This is a genomic window from Sphingosinicella microcystinivorans (assembly GCF_003634215.1).
In the GTDB taxonomy this organism is placed as follows: Bacteria; Pseudomonadota; Alphaproteobacteria; order Sphingomonadales; family Sphingomonadaceae; genus Sphingosinicella; species Sphingosinicella microcystinivorans.
The window spans coordinates 503,370-521,631 of record NZ_RBWX01000008.1 but is presented as its reverse complement, the minus strand read 5'-3'; the positions used below and the strand labels follow the sequence as shown (position 1 = coordinate 521,631).

At 64.1% G+C, this 18,262-nt stretch carries 17 protein-coding genes; 8 read left to right on the top strand and 9 right to left on the bottom strand.

Annotated elements, in window-relative coordinates; translation table 11 throughout:
* Positions 1–83: 83 nt before the first annotated feature.
* Together DFR51_RS11480 and mmsB are read left to right on the top strand one after the other, a co-directional pair.
* Complete coding sequence (locus tag DFR51_RS11480; RefSeq protein ID WP_121051603.1) at positions 84–812, top strand: Bax inhibitor-1/YccA family protein; 729 nt, start codon at positions 84–86, stop codon at positions 810–812.
* A 118-nt stretch (positions 813–930) separates the two neighbouring features.
* Positions 931–1,824: a 3-hydroxyisobutyrate dehydrogenase gene (gene mmsB / locus DFR51_RS11475; RefSeq protein ID WP_121051212.1), complete on the top strand. Its 894-nt coding sequence runs from the start codon at positions 931–933 to the stop codon at positions 1,822–1,824.
* Between the two features lie 4 nt (positions 1,825–1,828).
* Here the strand turns inward: mmsB and DFR51_RS11470 are convergent, their stop codons facing one another.
* From DFR51_RS11470 to DFR51_RS11455, 4 genes are all read right to left on the bottom strand, one after another.
* Complete coding sequence (locus DFR51_RS11470; protein ID WP_121051210.1) at positions 1,829–2,992, bottom strand: sugar-transfer associated ATP-grasp domain-containing protein; 1,164 nt, start codon at positions 2,990–2,992, stop codon at positions 1,829–1,831.
* Between the two features lie 107 nt (positions 2,993–3,099).
* Complete coding sequence (locus tag DFR51_RS11465; RefSeq protein ID WP_121051208.1) at positions 3,100–3,453, bottom strand: hypothetical protein; 354 nt, start codon at positions 3,451–3,453, stop codon at positions 3,100–3,102.
* Positions 3,446–5,791: an ATP-dependent Clp protease ATP-binding subunit ClpA gene (clpA, locus tag DFR51_RS11460; RefSeq protein WP_121051206.1), complete on the bottom strand. Its 2,346-nt coding sequence runs from the start codon at positions 5,789–5,791 to the stop codon at positions 3,446–3,448. Before clpA ends, DFR51_RS11465 begins: the two co-directional genes overlap by 8 nt.
* 118 nt (positions 5,792–5,909) lie before the next feature.
* Positions 5,910–7,370 carry a sigma-54-dependent transcriptional regulator gene (locus DFR51_RS11455; RefSeq protein WP_243445514.1) on the bottom strand — a complete coding sequence of 487 codons (1,461 nt, stop codon included), beginning with the start codon at positions 7,368–7,370 and terminating at the stop codon, positions 5,910–5,912.
* A 156-nt stretch (positions 7,371–7,526) separates the two neighbouring features.
* On the opposite strand from DFR51_RS11455, the gene DFR51_RS11450 reads away from it, so the two are divergent.
* The 6 genes from DFR51_RS11450 (at position 7,527) to DFR51_RS11425 (ending at position 11,607) form a co-directional block, all read left to right on the top strand.
* Positions 7,527–7,667 carry an aa3-type cytochrome c oxidase subunit IV gene (locus tag DFR51_RS11450; protein WP_121050326.1) on the top strand — a complete coding sequence of 47 codons (141 nt, stop codon included), beginning with the start codon at positions 7,527–7,529 and terminating at the stop codon, positions 7,665–7,667.
* Between the two features lie 7 nt (positions 7,668–7,674).
* A complete protein-coding gene (locus tag DFR51_RS11445; RefSeq protein WP_121051202.1) occupies positions 7,675–8,817 on the top strand; it encodes an NAD(P) transhydrogenase subunit alpha in 1,143 nt (380 codons plus the stop codon).
* A gap of 3 nt (positions 8,818–8,820) precedes the next feature.
* On the top strand, positions 8,821–9,108 hold the full coding sequence (locus tag DFR51_RS11440) for an NAD(P) transhydrogenase subunit alpha part 2 (protein ID WP_121051200.1): 288 nt from the start codon (positions 8,821–8,823) through the stop codon (positions 9,106–9,108).
* 6 nt (positions 9,109–9,114) lie between these two features.
* Positions 9,115–10,536 (top strand): NAD(P)(+) transhydrogenase (Re/Si-specific) subunit beta, encoded by a 1,422-nt coding sequence (locus DFR51_RS11435; RefSeq protein ID WP_121051197.1) that lies wholly within the window; start codon positions 9,115–9,117, stop codon positions 10,534–10,536.
* 69 nt (positions 10,537–10,605) lie between these two features.
* Positions 10,606–11,133, top strand: coding sequence for a superoxide dismutase family protein (locus tag DFR51_RS11430; RefSeq protein ID WP_121051196.1), 528 nt, complete (start codon positions 10,606–10,608; stop codon positions 11,131–11,133).
* A gap of 63 nt (positions 11,134–11,196) precedes the next feature.
* Positions 11,197–11,607 (top strand): DUF4112 domain-containing protein, encoded by a 411-nt coding sequence (locus DFR51_RS11425; RefSeq protein WP_121051601.1) that lies wholly within the window; start codon positions 11,197–11,199, stop codon positions 11,605–11,607.
* Here DFR51_RS11425 and DFR51_RS11420 read toward each other — a convergent pair.
* The 5 genes from DFR51_RS11420 to nadA all read right to left on the bottom strand — a co-directional run bounded on the left by DFR51_RS11420 (position 11,588) and on the right by nadA (position 18,255).
* The gene (locus DFR51_RS11420) at positions 11,588–12,295 is read right to left on the bottom strand and encodes a ribonuclease T2 family protein (protein WP_160119060.1); all 708 of its coding nucleotides are present in this window, start codon (positions 12,293–12,295) and stop codon (positions 11,588–11,590) included. The two genes, DFR51_RS11425 and DFR51_RS11420, sit on opposite strands and share 20 nt — an antisense overlap.
* A complete protein-coding gene (nadC, locus tag DFR51_RS11415) occupies positions 12,282–13,127 on the bottom strand; it encodes a carboxylating nicotinate-nucleotide diphosphorylase (protein WP_121051192.1) in 846 nt (281 codons plus the stop codon). Before nadC ends, DFR51_RS11420 begins: the two co-directional genes overlap by 14 nt.
* On the bottom strand, positions 13,124–15,202 hold the full coding sequence (locus tag DFR51_RS11410) for a prolyl oligopeptidase family serine peptidase (RefSeq protein ID WP_243446562.1): 2,079 nt from the start codon (positions 15,200–15,202) through the stop codon (positions 13,124–13,126). The genes nadC and DFR51_RS11410 overlap by 4 nt, the downstream gene beginning before the upstream one ends.
* Positions 15,203–15,349: 147 nt before the next feature.
* Complete coding sequence (locus tag DFR51_RS11405; protein WP_121051188.1) at positions 15,350–17,161, bottom strand: ABC-2 family transporter permease; 1,812 nt, start codon at positions 17,159–17,161, stop codon at positions 15,350–15,352.
* 89 nt (positions 17,162–17,250) lie between these two features.
* The gene (gene nadA / locus DFR51_RS11400; RefSeq protein WP_121051186.1) at positions 17,251–18,255 is read right to left on the bottom strand and encodes a quinolinate synthase NadA; all 1,005 of its coding nucleotides are present in this window, start codon (positions 18,253–18,255) and stop codon (positions 17,251–17,253) included.
* Positions 18,256–18,262: the final 7 nt, after the last annotated feature.

Sequence of the window (18,262 nt, the reverse complement as noted above, 5' to 3'; positions counted from 1 at the left end):
CCGGTTTTCCTTGAAGCTGCGGGCAATCCACACGATATTATCTTCGCAAGCCGGATGACCCGGCAAATGGGAGAGTGAAAAACATGGTGAACCAGACGGATCCTCGCCTGGCTTACGGTCGCCCGGCGACAACGGCCGAGGGCGTCGCTTTCGACGCCGGCCTTCGCAAATACATGCTGTCGGTCTATAATTACATGGCCTCCGGCGTGCTGCTTTCGGGCATTGTGGCGCTGCTGTTCGCGAATAGCGGCATGGCTGCACAGGTCTTTTCGCAGGGAGGCCTGCTCGCGTGGGTCATCATCCTGTCGCCGCTGGCGTTCGTGATGGTGCTGAGCTTCGGGCTCAACCGGCTGTCGACGCCCGCGACCCAGGCGATTTTCTGGGCCTTCGCGGCGGTGATGGGCCTGTCCATGTCCACGATCTTCCTGACCTACACGGGCACGTCGATCGCGCGCATGTTCTTCATCACGGCAGGCGCCTTCGCGGGTCTCAGCCTCTTCGGCTACACGACGAAGAAGGATCTGTCGGGCTTCGGCACGTTCCTCGTGATGGGGCTCATCGGTCTCATCATCGCGAGCGTCGTGAACATGTTCCTCGGTTCGTCGGTGATGCAGTTCGCCATCTCGGTGATCGGCGTGCTGATCTTCGCGGGCCTGACGGCGTATGACACGCAGCGCATCAAGAACATGTACTTCCAGGTCGCGGGCAGCGACTTCATGGGCAAGGCCGTGGTGATGGGCGCGCTGTCGCTCTACCTCGACTTCATCAACATGTTCATGTTCATGCTGCAGCTGTTCGGAAGCCGCGAATAGCATTTTCGCAGCTAGAGACTGCAAAAAGGCCCGGTACGTTTCGGCGTGCCGGGCCTTTTCTTTTGGCGCTCCGCATGGCTAGACCTTGCCCCAGAAAAGACACGCAAGGGAGATCGGCATGGCGGAGACAATCGCATTCATCGGGCTCGGCAACATGGGCTCGGGCATGGCCGCGAACCTTGCGAAGGCGGGGTATGCCGTGCGCGCCTTCGATCTCAGCGTCGATGCGCTCGCCCGCGCCAAGGGTGATGGCTGCGCCGTCGCTGCAAGTGCCGCGGAGGCCGTTTCGGACGCTGACGCGGTCGTTACGATGCTCCCGGCGGGAAAGCACGTCGAAGCCGTCTACAATGGCGACGTGTTCGGCGCAGCGAAACCTGGTGCCCTGTTCATGGATTGCTCCACGATTGACGTGGTGACCGCGCGCAAGGTCGTCGAGGCTGCAACAACTCAGGGCTTCGCGATGGTGGACGCGCCGGTTTCGGGCGGCGTTGCGGCCGCCTCGGGCGGCACGCTCACCTTCATGGTCGGCGGCACGGACGAGGCGTTCGCGCGCGCCGAGCCGATCCTCGCGTGCATGGGCAAGGCCGTGATCCATGCGGGCAGCGCGGGCGCGGGGCAGGCCGCGAAGATCTGCAACAACATGCTGCTTGGCATCTCGATGATCGGCACGTGCGAGGCGTTTGCGCTCGCCGAGAAGCTCGGCCTCGATCCGCAGGTCTTCTTCGACATCTCCTCGAAGGCGAGCGGCCAGTGTTGGTCGATGACGAGCTATTGCCCGGTGCCGGGCCCGGTGCCGACTGCACCGTCCAACCGCGACTATGAGGGCGGATTCGCTGCTGCGCTGATGCTGAAGGACCTGAAGCTCGCCATGGAGGCCGCCGCCGCGGCGAACGCGGCAACGCCGCTCGGCACGCAGGCCGAAGCACTCTACCAGACCTTTTCGAACCTCGGGGGCGCGGCGAAAGACTTCTCGGGCATCATCAAGCTGCTCGACGGTAGCTGGCGCGCCTGATCTCTCAGTGCGTGTTGCGGCGGGCTTTCGGCGTGCCGGAGCGCAAAGCTCTCAGCGCGTTGTCGCGTCGCTCGGCGTCGATCGCGAGCCTCGGGATCAGCTTTTTCAGAATCGGGCGCAATCCTCCGCGCTGCAGTTGAGGCGCGATCGCGAAGCAGTAGGCGTTCGATTCCAGCACGACCGGGCCGTCGGGCGTTAGCGAAATGTCGAGGCCGGGCAACGGAAGCTCTGGCATGGCCTCGGTCGCGGCGCGGGCCAGGTTCAAGATGTCCTTCCAGTATGGGATGCGGAAGCCGGTAAGCCCCGCGCCTGTCAGCGCATGCGTTTCGTATGTGTTCAGACGGATTCGGTCGCCGGGATCGCGCCCGTAAGAGTGTGTGATACAACCGCTTTCGGGGTCGACGAAGCAGAGCAGATGGCCAGTGGTGCCGTCGTGAAAATTGTCGGCAAGCGCCGGTGTCGTCATCACCTTCTGCACCGTGCAGAAAATCTCGGTCCCGGCGCTGGTGCGCGCTGTGTAAACGCGCGTTGCAGCAAGCCCGAGATCGGCTGTGATCGGGGCCAGTGCGGGATGGTTGCGAAGTTCGGGGCTGACCAGCGTTCCCGACCGGTCGTCCTGCGTAAGCAGATGTTCGGCGAAAGCTGCCGCCGACATCGAAATGTCACCGACGCGCCATTGCGCACCTTCACGATGTGCGCGGAAAACACCGTTTCCGAACGTGCCGGTCGCGGGCTTGCAGAACAGGCGGTCCGGCGCGCCGTCAAGCGATCGTCGCAATGCCGCCGCATCATTGACGACCGTGAGGCGCCCGCTTGTCGGATGGCTGTCGGTGTCGCGTCCAGCGATCACATAAACCGGCGCGACCGCCACCCCCCGCTCCATTAGCCGCTCGGTACTCAGCACCTTGTCGTTCGCAAGCCGCGCAAGCGGCTCCGGGTGAAGTGCGCGCATGATCCGCCGCATGTGCGGCACATCACTCAGATAATCGCGCCACGTCGACGTCGGGCGATGTCGCAATTCGAAATCGAAGAAGTCGCGCGGCCCGAGGCCGTGTCGCGCGCGGCACCAGCCCAGCTTCGCGGCGACCATGGGTAGGCTCTTGGGCTCGCGGCGCAACACCTCGCGCAGCGCGCGCGGATAATCATGCCAGGGCCCCTCTGCCTTCATAGGCGTAGTGTGCGTGCGAGAGATGTGGCGGGCAATCGCTCCGTGCGTTGTAACGCACTGTTTTCACGACGAGTGGTGCGTTTGGACGGCGATGCCGCACGGTCTGACTAAAGCGTTTCGATGGTCTTCAGGAAGCGTGCAGGATCGCCGTCGCGAAGTTCCTCGATCGCTGCATCAAGCTCGTCTTCATCGAGGCGGGTGCCCGATCCTGCGGCTTCGAGGCGTTCGGCGGTACCCTCCAGCCGTTTCTCGATGGCCGCTTCCATACGCTCCACCTTGGCGTCGATCTCATCGGTTTTCGATTCGATCGTGATCGCGGTTTCGTCGTCGTCGGAAATGAAGCTGAAACCGGGGCCGTCGATGTTCGAAAGCAGCAAAAGCGCGCCGAGACCGCCGAGAACGATCATCAAGTTCCGGCGGTTGATCGGCTTGTCTTCGCCCTGCTGAAGTTCATCACGCATCGACGGTTTTCTTACCGCCCTTCGCCTCGCCCGTCTTGCCCTTTTTGGCGGCACGCGGCTTCGGCGCCGCGGCGATAATCTCGAACGACGGCTTGTCGTCCTTGATATGGACGACCACCTCGCCGCCGTTCACCAACTTGCCGAACAGCAGTTCCTCGGCGAGGGGCTGCTTGATGGTGGTCTGGATCAGCCGCGCGAGTGGACGCGCGCCATAGAGCCTGTCGTAGCCGCGGTCGATCAGCCAGGTCTTCGCCTCGTCCGACAGCTTGATGTGGACATCGCGGTCCGCGAGCTGGAGTTCGAGTTCGAGGATGAACTTGTCGACGACCATGGCGACGACCGGCGTCGGCAGGTAGCCGAAAGGCACCGTCGCATCCAGGCGGTTGCGGAACTCGGGCGTGAACATGCGCTTGATGGCCTCCTCATCCTCGCCCACGCGTACCGTGGACCCGAAGCCGATGCCTTCCTTCGCCATGTCGGACGCGCCCGCGTTCGTCGTCATGATCAGGATGACGTTGCGGAAATCGACCGTTTTTCCGTGATGGTCGGTGAGCTTGCCGGCGTCCATCACCTGAAGGAGGATGTTGAACAGGTCCGGGTGCGCCTTCTCGATCTCGTCGAGTAGCAACACGCTGTGCGGGTTCTGGTCGACAGCATCCGTCAGCAGTCCGCCCTGATCGAAGCCGACATAGCCCGGAGGGGCGCCGATGAGGCGGCTCACCGAGTGCCGCTCCATATACTCCGACATGTCGAAGCGCTGCAGCGGAATGCCGAGGATCGCGGCGAGCTGGCGCGCAACTTCCGTCTTGCCGACGCCGGTGGGGCCGGAGAAGAGGTAGTTGCCGATCGGCTTGTTCGGTTCGCGCAGCCCCGCGCGCGACAGCTTGATCGCCGACGAGAGCGTCTCGATCGCCTTGTCCTGCCCGAAAACCACACGCTTCAGGTCCTGCTCCAGCGTCGCCAGCACCTTCTTGTCGTCCGACGAGACGGATTTCGGCGGGATGCGCGCGATCGTCGCGACCACGGCCTCGACGTCCTTCACGCCGATCACCTTCTTGCGCTTGGCGGGCGGCAGCAGCATCTGCGAAGCGCCGACCTCGTCGATCACGTCGATCGCCTTGTCGGGGAGCTTGCGGTCGTTGATATAGCGTGCGGAGAGTTCCACGGCCGTTTTCACGGCGTCGTTCGTGTAGCGAACCTTGTGATGCTCCTCGAAATAGGTCTTGAGGCCAAGGAGGATGCGCACCGTGTCCTCGATCGAGGGTTCCTTCACGTCGATCTTCTGGAACCGGCGCAGCAGTGCGCGGTCCTTCTCGAAGTGGTTGCGGAACTCCTTGTAGGTCGTCGAGCCGATGCAGCGGATCGACCCGCCCGACAGCGCCGGCTTCAGAAGGTTCGAGGCATCCATTGCGCCGCCCGAAGTGGCGCCCGCGCCGATCACGGTGTGGATCTCGTCGATGAACAGGATCGCTTCGGGCATCTTTTCGAGCTCGGTGACGACGCCCTTCAGCCGCTCCTCGAAATCGCCCCGGTATCGCGTGCCGGCGAGCAGCGCCCCCATATCGAGCGCATAGATCACCGCGTCCTTCAGCACGTCGGGCACGTCGCCCTCGATAATCTTGCGCGCGAGGCCTTCGGCGATGGCGGTTTTGCCGACGCCCGGATCGCCCACGTAGAGCGGGTTGTTCTTCGAACGGCGGCACAGGATCTGGATCGTGCGGTCGACCTCGGCGTTGCGACCGATCAGCGGGTCGACCTTGCCCGAAAGCGCCTTGTCGTTGAGGTTCACGCAGAACTGCTTCAGCGGCGAATCCGCGGGCTTTTTCGCCTTGTCCTTGTCCTTTGCCTCTTCTGCGGGCTCGTCCGCGCCGCGCACTGCGCGCGGTTCCGAGAGGGAGGGCGACTTGGCGATGCCGTGGCTGAGGTATGACACCGCATCGAGCCGCGTCATGTCCTGCTGCTGCAAGAAATAGACAGCGTGGCTCTCGCGCTCGGAGAACAGCGCCACGAGCACGTTGGCGCCCGTCACCTCGTCCCGGCCAGAAGACTGCACGTGCAGGATGGCACGCTGCACGACGCGCTGGAAACCGGCAGTGGGGTTGGGATCGACCTGGTCGCTGGCGCGCAGCGGCTCCAGTTCCTTGTCGAGATAGCCGGTCAGCTCCTCGCCGAGCTGGTCGAGATCGACACCGCAGGCCTTCATCACCGCAGAGGCATGGCTATCCCCGATCAGCGCGAACAGCAGGTGTTCAAGCGTGGCATATTCATGCCGCCGCCGGCTCGCTTCGGCGAGGGCGTTGTGAAGCGTGTGCTCGAGCTCGCGGGCAAAGGCCGGCATTCGTCACTCCTGCGATGCGGCGAAACATCCGCCGCCTGATGTGAAGATCAGGGACGATTGGCAAAACATCAAGGGGGCAATGTGCGGGCGGGCCCGCGGAAACCACGTTTTCCGCGGCTCAGGCAAACGTCCTGACATCGTCGTCGTGGTCGCCGAAATCGTCGGTGACGGCCATTTCACCAAGCTTGCGGTAGAGCGTCGAGCGCCCGATGCCGAGGCGACGCGCGACCTCGCTCATCCGGCCGCGGCAATGGTGGATCGCCTTGCGGATGATTTCCGCTTCCAGATCCTCGAGGCGGCGGAGCTTGCCGTCGTCGCCGAACAGCGAAACATCGCCCGAAAGATCGGACGACGCAGCGCGTGCCGGCGCCTGCTGCGCCATGCGCCTGGGCGCTGCAACGCCTGCGAGCTGCGGGAAATCGAGCGCCGTGAGCCTCGTACCTTCGCAGAGCACGGCGGCGCGGAACAATGCATTCTGGAGCTGGCGGACGTTGCCCGGCCAGTCGTAGGCCTCAAGGAGCGCGAGCGCGTCGTCTGAAAGGTCGCTGGCGCTGACGCCTTCCTCGGCGCCAAGGCGGCGCACGAAATGGCGTGCGAGCGCCGCGATGTCGCCCCGCCGTTCGCGTAGCGGCGGAATCGTAACGGGCACGACGCCGAGCCGGTAGAACAGGTCTTCGCGGAAACGTCCCTCGCGCACCTCTTCGGCAAGGTTGCGATTGGTCGCGGCGATCAGGCGCACGTCGACGGTCACATGGCCCCGGCTGCCGACAGGCTCGATCTGCCCCGTCTGCAGCGCGCGCAGCAGCTTCACCTGCGCGTCGAGCGGCAGTTCGCCGATCTCGTCGAGGAACAGCGTGCCGCCGTCCGCCTCGCCGAAGCGGCCGACGTGCTTTTCGATGGCGCCCGTAAAGGCGCCCTTTTCGTGGCCGAACAGCACCGATTCGACGAGATTTGACGGGATTGCGCCGCAGTTGACGATGACAAGCGGCTTGTTTCTGCGCGGCGATGCGGCGTGGACCGCCTGAGCGACGACCTCCTTGCCCACGCCGCTTTCGCCCTCGACGAGGATCGGCACGTTCTTCTGCGCGGCCTTTTCGGCGACGGCGAGCGCGGCGCGGAAACCTGCATCGCTGCCGACGATCTCGGCGAAGCCAAGCGAGTCCGGCAGCTTTTCCGTTAGTGGACGCAGCTCGCCGCCGGGCGTCTTCTGGTCAAGCGCGCTTGCCAGTGCACGCGTGATCCTGTCCGCGCTGGCAGGTTTGAGCAGGAAATCGCTCGCGCCTGCGCGCATCGCCTCCACGGCCGTGGAAACGCTCGAATGGGCGGTGAGCATGATGACGGGGAGCAGCGGGAATTGCGGGCGCAGTTCACGCAGCACCTCGATCCCGGTTTTCCCCGGCATGTTGTAATCGAGGATGACGGCGTCGATGGCTTTGGCGCGTGGGCCCGTCAGCAGATCGAGCGCCGCCTGGCCATGCTCGGCCTCCAGAGTCGCATAGCCTGCGCGCGCTGCCACGGATTCCGTGATGCGCCGCTGGCCCGACTCGTCGTCGACAACAAGGACGGTCTGCTTTGTCAAATGCCGAATCTCTGCTTCTCGAAAATTGACCCGCCTGTCTCGTTACGGCACATCCCATTGCCGTCAGGTTAAGATTTTGACCCGTTTTTCGCTTCACACTTGGCTGTGTGTTGGTATGAACGAGCGGAATTGGGTCCGGATTGGGGGACGTTTGAGATGGCGCAGAACAGCACGTACACCGACAAGGCGATGAAGGATCACGCGAAAACCTACACGGGTTTTCTTGCGATGATGAAGTACGGCACGGGGTTCATCGTGCTCGTGCTGCTCGGCATGCTCCTCTTCCTCTACAATTAGTAGATCTGTGACACAGCCGGTTCGGATCGCGGTCCTTGGTGAGACCGCCGATTTTGAGCGCCGCGTCGCTGCAAGCCCTGAGACGGTGAAGAAATTCATCGGCCTGGGGGCTGTGGTTGCCGTGGAATCGGGCGCGGGTCTCGCGTCGGGCATTGCGGACGCCGATTATGCGGCGGCAGGCGCCGAGGTGGGGCCGCGTGCTTCCATCCTCAGCGGTGCGGGTATCGTGCTTGCCGTGCAGGCGCCGGAACCGGCGTCGCTCGCAGGTGTTGCGCCGGGTGCGCGCGTCGTGGCGATGCATGCGCCTGCGGCGAGCCCTGACCGGGCGAAGGCCTATGCCGCTGCGGGCTACGAGGCGCTGGCGATGGAGTTGATGCCGCGCATCACGCGCGCGCAGTCGATGGACGTGCTCTCCTCGCAGTCGAACCTTGCCGGATACAAGGCGGTTCTCGATGCGGCGGCGGAATACGGCCGCGCCTTCCCGATGATGATGACGGCGGCGGGCACAGTTTCTGCTGCGAAGGTGTTCATCATGGGCGTCGGTGTCGCCGGGCTTCAGGCAATCGCGACCGCACGGCGCCTCGGCGCGCAGGTCTCGGCCACGGACGTGCGCTCGGCGACCAAGGAACAGATCATGTCGCTCGGCGCAAAGCCGATCTTCGTCGAAGCCGTGAAGGGCATCGAAGGCGAAGGCTCGGGCGGCTACGCGACGGAGATGTCGGACGAGTACAAGGCCGCGCAGGCCGAGCTCGTCTCGTCGCACATCGCCAAGCAGGACATCGTCATCACCACCGCGCTCATCCCGGGCCGCGCCGCGCCGCGCCTCGTCAGTGACGCGCAGCTCGCCACGATGCGCGCGGGCAGCGTCATCATCGATCTCGCGGTCGAGGCGGGCGGCAACGTGGAAGGTGCGGTGGCGGGCGAGATCGTCGTCAAGCACGGCGTCAAGATCGTCGGGCACAGGAACGTGCCCAGCCGCCTCGCGGCGGACGCTTCGCTGCTCTACGCACGCAACCTGTTCAACTTCCTGTCCGCCTTCTGGGACAAGGACACGAAGGTGCCCGTGCTCCCCGACGACGACGAGATCGTGAAGGGCGTGCGGCTGACCAAGGACGGCAAGGCCGTCCATCCGGTGCTGGGGGGAGCATAGGCCATGGACTTCATTTCGATCCTGTCGATCTTCGTAATGGCCTGTTTCGTGGGCTATTATGTGGTCTGGTCGGTCACACCGGCGCTGCACACGCCGCTGATGGCGGTGACGAACGCGATTTCGTCGGTGATTATCGTCGGCGCGCTGATCGCGGCGCTTGCCGCGGGTTCGGGCGTCGCCAAGTGGCTCGGCCTCGTCGCCGTGGCGCTCGCCAGCGTCAACATCTTCGGCGGCTTCGCGGTGACGCAGCGGATGCTCGCCATGTACAAGAAAAAAGAGAAGAAGGGCTAAGCGCCGATGGAACACGTCGCTTCCGCTGTGCCCGCATGGGCGCTTCTCGCTTACCTCGTCTCCGGGGTCCTGTTCATTCTGGCGCTTCGGGGCCTGTCCTCGCCCGAGACCAGCCGCGCGGGCAATCGCAACGGCATGATCGGCATGGGGCTCGCCGTGGCGACGACGCTCGCCACGCACGAGATCGCCTCTCTGCCGGAGATCGCAGCCGCGATCATCCTTGGCGGCGGCATCGGCTTCATCGTCGCGCGGCGCATCGCCATGACCGCGATGCCGCAGCTTGTCGCAGCGTTCCATAGCCTCGTCGGCCTTGCCGCCGTGCTTGTAGCGGCGGCGGCGTTCCTCAACCCGCAGGCGTTCGGCATCGCGGGCGCGGACGGTGAGATTTTCGCGGTCAGCCGCGTCGAGATGGGGCTCGGCATCGCGATCGGCGCGATCACCTTCTCAGGATCGGTCATCGCGTTCCTGAAGCTCAATGGCAACATGTCGGGCGCGCCGATCCTGCTGCCTCTCCGGCATGTGATCAACCTCGGCACGCTGGTCGGCATTCTCGGGCTTATCGCATGGTTCACGCTTGAACCGTCACCCGACGCCTGGATTTTCTGGACGGTAACGGGCCTTGCCTTCCTCATCGGCTTCCTGCTCATCATCCCGATCGGCGGCGCGGACATGCCCGTCGTCGTCTCGATGCTGAACAGCTATTCGGGCTGGGCGGCTGCTGCGATGGGCTTCACGCTGCAGAACACCGCGATGATCATCACCGGCGCGCTCGTGGGCTCGTCGGGCGCGATCCTCAGCTACATCATGTGCCGCGCCATGAACCGCAGCTTCATCAGCGTCATCGCAGGCGGCTTCGGTGCAGAGGCCGGCCCCGCGGGTGCCGCAGCGGCGATCGACCGTCCGTGGAAGCGCGGCTCCGCAGAGGACGCCGCGTTCCTGATGCAGAATGCCGAGAAGGTCATCATCGTGCCGGGCTACGGCATGGCGGTGGCGCAGGCGCAGCACGTGCTGCGCGAGATGGGCGACAAGCTGAAGGAGCACGGCGTCGACGTGCGCTATGCGATCCACCCCGTGGCGGGCCGCATGCCGGGGCACATGAACGTGCTGCTCGCGGAAGCGAACGTGCCCTATGACGAGGTGTTCGAGCTCGAGGATATCAACACGGACTTCGGCCAGGCCGACGTCGCGTTCGTGATCGGTGCCAACGATGTCACCAATCCGGCGGCGAAGACCGACAAGACCTCACCGATCTACGGCATGCCCGTGCTCGACGTCGAAAAGGCGAAGACTGTGCTGTTCATCAAGCGCTCGATGGGGGGCGTCGGCTATGCCGGTGTCGACAACGAACTCTTCTACCGCGACAACACCATGATGCTTCTCGCCGACGCCAAAAAAATGGTCGAGGAAATCGTCAAGTCCATGGATTGAGGTTGCGCGCGAAACCATAAGCGCCACAGTGCGTTGATCTGCCATACCAATACAGGGGACAGACCGATCATGCGCGTTTCCACCAGCCTCATCCCTTTGGCCGCCCTGATGGCCGGCGCTTGCGCGAGCAAGGCTGAACAGCCCGCGGCGCCGGCTGCGCCGCCGCCCGCGGCCTATGCGCAGCTTCTCGACAAGGATGGCGCCACGAAGGGTCGCGCGGTGCTCACCGAAGCGCGGGGCGGCGTCGATGTCGGGCTTGTGCTCGAAGGCTGGCCCGCCGGCACGTACGCTTTCCATGTTCACGGTGTCGGTCTTTGCACCGCGCCGGACTTCACCTCCGCAGGTTCGCACTTCAACCCGACGGGCGCGAAACACGGCCAGCACAAGGGCGACCTGCCGAACGTCACTGTCGGTGCGGACGGCGTGGGGCGCGTTGAGGCGCGCATCGAAGGCGCAACGCTCTACAGCGGCGAGACACCGATCCTGGATACCGACGGCGCGGCAGTAGTCGTGCACGCCAAGCCTGATGACGGTGTCAGCGATCCGGCAGGAAACGCGGGACCGCGTCTTGCATGTGGAGCCGTCGTCACCAAATAGCGCAACCACAGGCTTTCAAGGAGGCTGCAGGTGAGCGTCGATCAGCGTGCGTTTGAAGAGGTGATGGCCCGCGCGGGGTTCGATTCGCGCGATCCACACGCCGTACGCGCGCGTGTGGAGGCGCTTGAAGTGCTGCTCGAACGGTCGATCACCGTGCCGGGCATCAGCTACAAGATCGGCCTTGATGCTGTTCTTGGCTTCGTTCCCGTCGTCGGCGACATCATCGCCGGGCTGATGTCCGCCTATATCATCTGGGAAGCGCGCAACCTTGGCATGTCACGCTGGCACCTTGCCCGCATGGCCGGAAATACGCTGCTCGACACCGCGATCGGCTTCGTGCCGCTGCTCGGCGATGCGATGGATGTGCTGTTCCGGTCGAACACGCGCAACCTTCGCATCATCAAGAAGCATCTCGACCGGCACCACCCGAAGACGGCGGTGGTGGAAGGCACGATCACCCGCCGCGCCAGATAAGCACGCGCGCCGTATCCGTCGCGCCCGGTGCGCGGCAGGCGACGTAGTTGTAGTCGAGGTCCATGCACAGGCGCACTTCGGTGAGCCAGCCGCGCTTGTTGAGCGCCACGGCGATCGCTTCGGTTGGGAGGCCGATGTTGGCCTTCACGAACGCCTCGCGCACCATCCCCGCTGTCAGCGTTTCGCCGCGAAGCGTGCGGAGATCGGGGCGCTTCACGCCGTCCCACAGCGATTTTGCCGCGCCGAAATAGGCCTCCGCGCTTGAAAATGCGCAGGTGCCATGCGCGGCCCACTGGTGCTGCATCAGCTGCGCCGAAGGCATCATGCAATAATGCTGGCGCACGAGCGCTTCGCCCACGGGCACCGCCGTCGCGCAGGCACGCGGCGAAGCACCGGAGGCGCTGTCCACCCACAGGCCGTGCAGGATGAAATCGAAATGGTTGTCCCTGCACTGCCCCTCGTGGGCGTCCGCATCCTTGCGGAAGCGGCAGAATTCCGGCGACCACGACATCGCAAGGACATAGGCCGCTGCCGGTGCGTCCGGTGTTGTGTCCGGCAGGCTTGCGGTGCGCGGCAGGTCGAGCTTCGCGGGGATATTGCATTCCGCCGTTGCGGTGCCGCCGGAATCGTCCGTCGATCCGCAAGCGGCAAGGCACAGCGCCAGCAGCAGGCGCTCAGGCGCTCGCAAGGTCGAGCCCGATGTCGGCGGCGGGGGCGGACTGGGTGATCCGCCCGACCGAAACATAGGTGACGCCGGTTTCGGCGATGCCCCGGATCGTATCGAGATTGACCCCGCCCGATGCTTCGGTGGGCACGCGCCCCGCGACGAGGCTGACAGCTGCGCGGAGTTCTGAAACGCTCATATTGTCGAGCAGCAGGTGGGTCGCGCCTGCCGCAAGCCCCGGCTCGATCTGGTCCACGCGGTCGACCTCCAGAATGATGCTGGCGATGCCTGCGTCCTTCGCGCGGCGCACGGCCTCGCTGACGCCGCCGGCCACCGCGACGTGGTTGTCCTTGATCATCGCTGCGTCCCACAACCCCATGCGATGGTTCTGCGCGCCGCCCATGCGCGTCGCGTATTTTTCGAGCACGCGAAGCCCGGGGATCGTCTTGCGCGTGTCGAGCAGGATCGTCCCCGTGTCGGCGATGGCGTCTACATAAAGGCGCGTGAGCGTCGCGATGCCGGAGAGGTGCTGCACGGTGTTGAGCGCCGAACGCTCGGCGGTCAGCATGCCGCGTGCAAGGCCGGAGAGCCGCATCAGGTCGGTGCCCGCGGACACCTGGTCCCCATCCTTCGCCAGCATCTCGATCTCCACACCCGCGTCGAGCGTGCGGAAAAAAGCGGCCGCGATGTCGAGCCCGGCGACGACGATGGCGTCGCGGCTGTCCATCACACCGTGGAAACGCGCGTCCGCCGGGATCACGGCGGCGGAGGTGATATCGCCCGCATCGCCCAGATCCTCGGCGAGCGTGGCGCGCACGAAAGCTTCCGTGTCGAAGCCTGCGATCTCCATGCTCATTTCCCCATCAGCTCCCGGCGGGCGAAGTTCAGCATCAGCGCGGCGCGGTAGGCGTGCTCGGCGGCGTTGGCGGTGCCGGTGTGGCCGCCTTCGGTGTTTTCGTAATAGTCGAACGCATGGCCCTGCTGCGCGAGCCTTGCTGCGAACTTCCGGGCGTGGCCGGGGTGGACGCGGTCGTCCTTCGTAGACGTATAGATGATGACGGGCGGGTATTTTGCGCCCGCGCGCAGGTTCTGGTACGGCGAATATTTCGCGATGAACGCGCGGTCCTCCGCCACGTCGGGATTGCCGTATTCGCCCATCCACGATGCGCCCGCGAGCAGCCTGTTGTAGCGCAGCATGTCCGCGAGCGGCACGCCCATGATGACGGCGTCGAAGAGGTCCGGCCGCTGCGTCATCGCGACGCCCACGAGCATCCCGCCCTGCGAACGGCCCGAAACGCCAAGCTTCGAGGTCAGCCCGGCACGCTTCAGATCCTCGGCGACGGCATAGAGATCGTCGAAACTGTTCTGCCGCTTCTCGCGCAGCGCCGCCTCGTGCCACGCGGGGCCGTATTCGCCGCCGCCGCGAATGTTGGCGATCACGAAGCTGCCGCCGTCCTTCAGCCAGAATAGCCCGCCGGGGCCGATCTGGTAGGGATTCTTGGTGAGGTAGGTCGGCTTCTGCGCGCTCCGGAAGCCGCCGTAGGCGTGCATGATCGTCGGCAGCGGGCCTTTCGCGTCTGCCGGACGCACGACGAAATAAGGGATGCGCGTGCCGTCCTTCGAGGTTGCGAAGCGCTGCTCAACGGAAATCGAGGCGGGATCGAAGAACGCCCGAAGCGCGGCGACCTCCGTGGGCGTGTCACCGCCGCGCACTGCCATCAGCGTCTCGGGGCTGGCGAAGCTCTCGGTCGTGTAGAAGGCGGTGTCGTTCGCGCCCCCGGCCACCGCGAGCGTCACCGCACTGTTCGGCGGCACCGGCACGGTTTCCGCCGTCCAGCCGGCTGCGGTCGGTGTGAGCGCGATCAGCCGCCCGGCGACATCCTCCAGCAGCGACACGTAGAGGCGCCCGCTGCCCGCGACGACAGCCTCGATCGCCTGTTTCCCCGAAGGCGCATAGACCTGCTCGACCGCCGCCGGACCCCCGACGACGAGCGTCGCCGCGTCATAGGCGACGAGCGCGCCCGCCGCATAGGTCTTGCCGCCGTAAACCCAATCCTTGTGCAGCAGCGCGACGACGCGGCTGCCGAGCATGTCCTCGATCGTCGCCGTTTCCGGCAGCGGCGAACGAATGAGCGTGCCGTCCAGGTTCAGGTGGAAGGTCTCGGCGGTCCAGAAATCGGGATGGCGCGTGATGCGTGGCCACATGCGGCCTTCGCTGTCGGTTGCGCTCGCATCCATGCCCATGTCGCTGGCCTTGCCCTCGGCGAGGAGCGTAGCCTCCGCCATCGGCGTGCCACGTTTCCACAGGCGGACCTGACGCGGGTAGCCCGATTCGGTCACGTCTCCGCCGTGCGCGGTGGCGATCATCAGCCGGTCGAGATCGACCCACGCGACGTCGCCCTTCGCCTCGGGCGTCTCAAAGCCGCCCTCCACGAAGGCGCCCGCCTCCATGTCGAATTCGCGGTAGACGAGCGCGTCGGAGCCGCCGTCGGACAGGCCGACCATGCAGCGGGCATAAGCGGGCGCAAGGCACGCGGCGCCCTTCCACACCCATTTCCGCCCGTCCGCCTTCGACATCGCATCGAGGTCGATCAGCGTACGCCACACCGGCTTTCCGGCGGCGAAGGCGTCGAGATCGGCGATGCGCCACAGCCCCTGCGGGTTCTTCGCATCCGTCCACAGGTTCGTCACCTTGTCCCCGAGAATCGCCTCGGGCACGGCGATGCGGCTGTCATCCTCAAGGATCGCCTGCATCTCGGCCTGCAGCGCCTTGAACGCCGGACTATCCGTCTGCAGACGCTTCTCGGTAGCGGCATTCCACGCGCGCACCTGATCGAGCGCGCGGGCGCCGTCTACCTCTTCGAGCCAGAGGTTGGGATCGTCTTCAGCCGCGTACGCAGCAGGTGCAGTCGCCAGAGTGAAAGCCGCCATCAACAGAATGGAAAAACGCATGGATTCGGTTCGTCCCCAAGACGCTTGTTGCCGGACCCATCAAGTGAAACGGATTCGGGGCGGGGTCAATCGGGGGGCGATGGACCGGTTGGAGACCTGAACGTCGCGTAGCGGTAGTGATCGGTCCTAGCAGCGTATCTCGCTCGACGGGCGTCGCACGGCCCTGCGCAAGTTATCTCGGTATTTCTCATCACTACCGCCGAGGCTTTCCGGCTTGCGGATGGCTTCCAAAGGCTTGCCAACCCGGGCCATCATTCGGTCCCAGTCCATGCGATCGAACGCTTTGAAGGGCAGGCGATCCTCAATCTTCAATAGTCTATGGAGTTGCCCCGACGCCGCTGGTCCCATCCGACACAGGCCCTTGACCGCCGCTTCCATCGTCGCGCGGTGCGCTTCGTATTCGCGTTGGTTTTCGCGTTGGCGGAGTTTGCTTCGATCAAACCCCGAATACAAAGCCAAATGTTCGTCAAGAATGGTGGTCAACAGACCCGCCGCAGGTGCACCGCCATCGGACAGACGAACAATCAGTCCATTTGCCCGGGGACGCAGCCTCGCATCCTGCAAGAGAGCGGCTTCATCCGGAAGAAGCGTTGCAAAACTCGCTTCAGGCCAGTTTTCAAGCGCTGTCCCGAGGTTGGTTGGGCCCGGCTGGATCGCAGGTGCAGGAGAAGCAAGTTTACGGGCAATGTCGGGTCGAAGAGCGTTCAGGTCATCACTGCCGAAGAGGTTGGGCAGGTGATAAGCACCGGGCAGATCTGAAAAACGGGGATCACGGATCAGGCGCTGTACCAGTTGCAGGTCGCGCTCAGATACGGTCAGCCTGTTCAGCTGGCTCAGATAACCCTCCACGGCTTCGAAAATAATGGCCGTTTCCGGAAAAGCCGGATTGTCGAGAGCCGCGGAAATCGTGAGCCGCGTTTCTTCAAGAACACGCGCCTTATCAACGGAACGTCGCACGGCGAGCGCATCATCGACCGCACCTTGCACATCGCTTTCGGCTGAAGAGTCTTTCGTGGTCATTTGCGTGCGCTCCCAGCCGAAATGGGGGTTGGCGAGCCCGCCGTCTGGACCAATGTTCAGGGGAGCGAACAAACCAAGACTGCTGATGTTGACGGTCCGGAACAGAATCTCTCCGGTGCCGGCACGTATCTCTTCCAAGGTGACACGAACATTTTGCGGAGAAAACGTCCACGCACTGGAATTGGGCGGGCCTTCTGAATGCCAGCGTGCCTGACGCAGCAGCATGTCATGTCGCTCCATTGGCTCCTCCTCCGCAAGACAAGCATCCGTCGTAAGCCGGCGTTTGAAATCCGTGGAGATGGCCAGATTGTCCTTATGATTTCGCCCGTAGTAGCCCAAAAGCGTATCGTCGGGTTCCCGCCAATCGTCTCCGCATTGTCCGGCTTTGCGCAATCGGAATGTTTTGGCTCTCGCCGTCTGAAGAGTGCTGCCGGCCCGAAGTTGCTCCCAAGTGCGCGTTTCTGTCCGATTGATCGTGACGCTGCGTACCTTCGGTTCAAAGAGAAGGGAAAGGCATCGGCTACCACACTTTATCTCCCAACCACCGAACTGTTCATCAATGCGGATGTCCCCGGCCGGTTGGATCAAGCCTTGCGCCTTCACGGCTGGGAGGGCGTACTTCTCCAGCTCTGCTTCAGTCGCAGTAATCGAGTGCTGTGGAATGAGCCAAAGTACTGCAGGCGTCAGCACGAGGGCAGACATTGCTGCGCCGAGCGTGCCGACGAAGCGAAACGCGAGCCAATAGAACAGGCTGTAAACGACACCCCACAGAAATGCCGTGGGCGCGAACATGAGTGCCAATCCTGGGATGATCAAGATTATGGAGACGATGAACATTGACGCCATAAGAGGCATGCTCACGGTGATAAGTGTGAGCACCCCAGTTATGGCAAGATATCGCTTAAGAAATTTCCCCATGCTTCTGCGATCAATATTGGGAAGGTTCCAATATCGTCTTAACGGCAGAAGCGTTTCACGCTCTCAAACGTTGCAAGGCCGATGGGGCGTTAGTCCCCCGTGACGCGCACGCTCGAAATGTCGCCCTGGCCGACGGTGGAAGAGGCCATCGCGAGCATTCGTTCCAACGGCTTCAGGGCCTTCGTGCGGATGTCCTCGTCCATCTCGATCACCGGCTTGAGGTCGCGCAGTGCGAGGTAGAGTTTTTCCATCGTGTTGAGCGCCATGAACGGGCAGTTGTTGCAGCTGCAGTTTCCGTCTGCGCCCGGCGCACCGATGAAGGTCTTGTGCGGGGCGGCCTTTTCCATCTGGTGGATGATATGGGGCTCGGTGACGACGATGATCGTTTCCGCCGGGCTTTCGAGTGCGAATTTCAGGATCGCGCTTGTCGAGCCGACGAGATCGGCGTGGTCGAGGATGTTGCCGGGGCATTCAGGGTGCGCGGCGACGGGCGCGTCCGGGTGCTGCGCCTTCAGCTTCAGCAGTTCCTTTTCGCTGAACGCCTCGTGCACGATGCACGCGCCCGGCCACAGCAGCATCTCGCGGCCAAATTTGCGCGAAAGATAGCCGCCGAGGTGCCGGTCCGGCCCGAAGATGATCTTCTGGTCCTTCGGAAGCTGGCTGATGATCTTCTCGGCCGAGGACGAGGTGACGATGATGTCGGAGAGCGCTTTCACCGCCGCTGAGCAGTTGATGTAGGTGAGCGCGATGTGATCGGGGTTCGCCTCGCGGAAACGCTTGAACTGCTCGGGCGGGCAGGAATCTTCAAGGCTGCATCCCGCGTCCATGTCCGGCAGGATCACGGTCTTCTGCGGGGAGAGAATCTTCGCGGTTTCCGCCATGAAGCGCACGCCGCAGAAGGCGATGACGTCCGCGTCCGTGTCCGCGGCCTTGCGCGAAAGGTCGAGGCTGTCGCCCACGAAGTCCGCAATGTCCTGGATCGCGGCTTCCTGATAATAATGCGCGAGGATCACGGCGTTGCGTTCCCGCTTCAGGCGGTCGATTTCGCTCAAAAGATCCTTGCCCTTGGGCAGGTTGGCGCGGCGTGCGTCCATGTCGTCG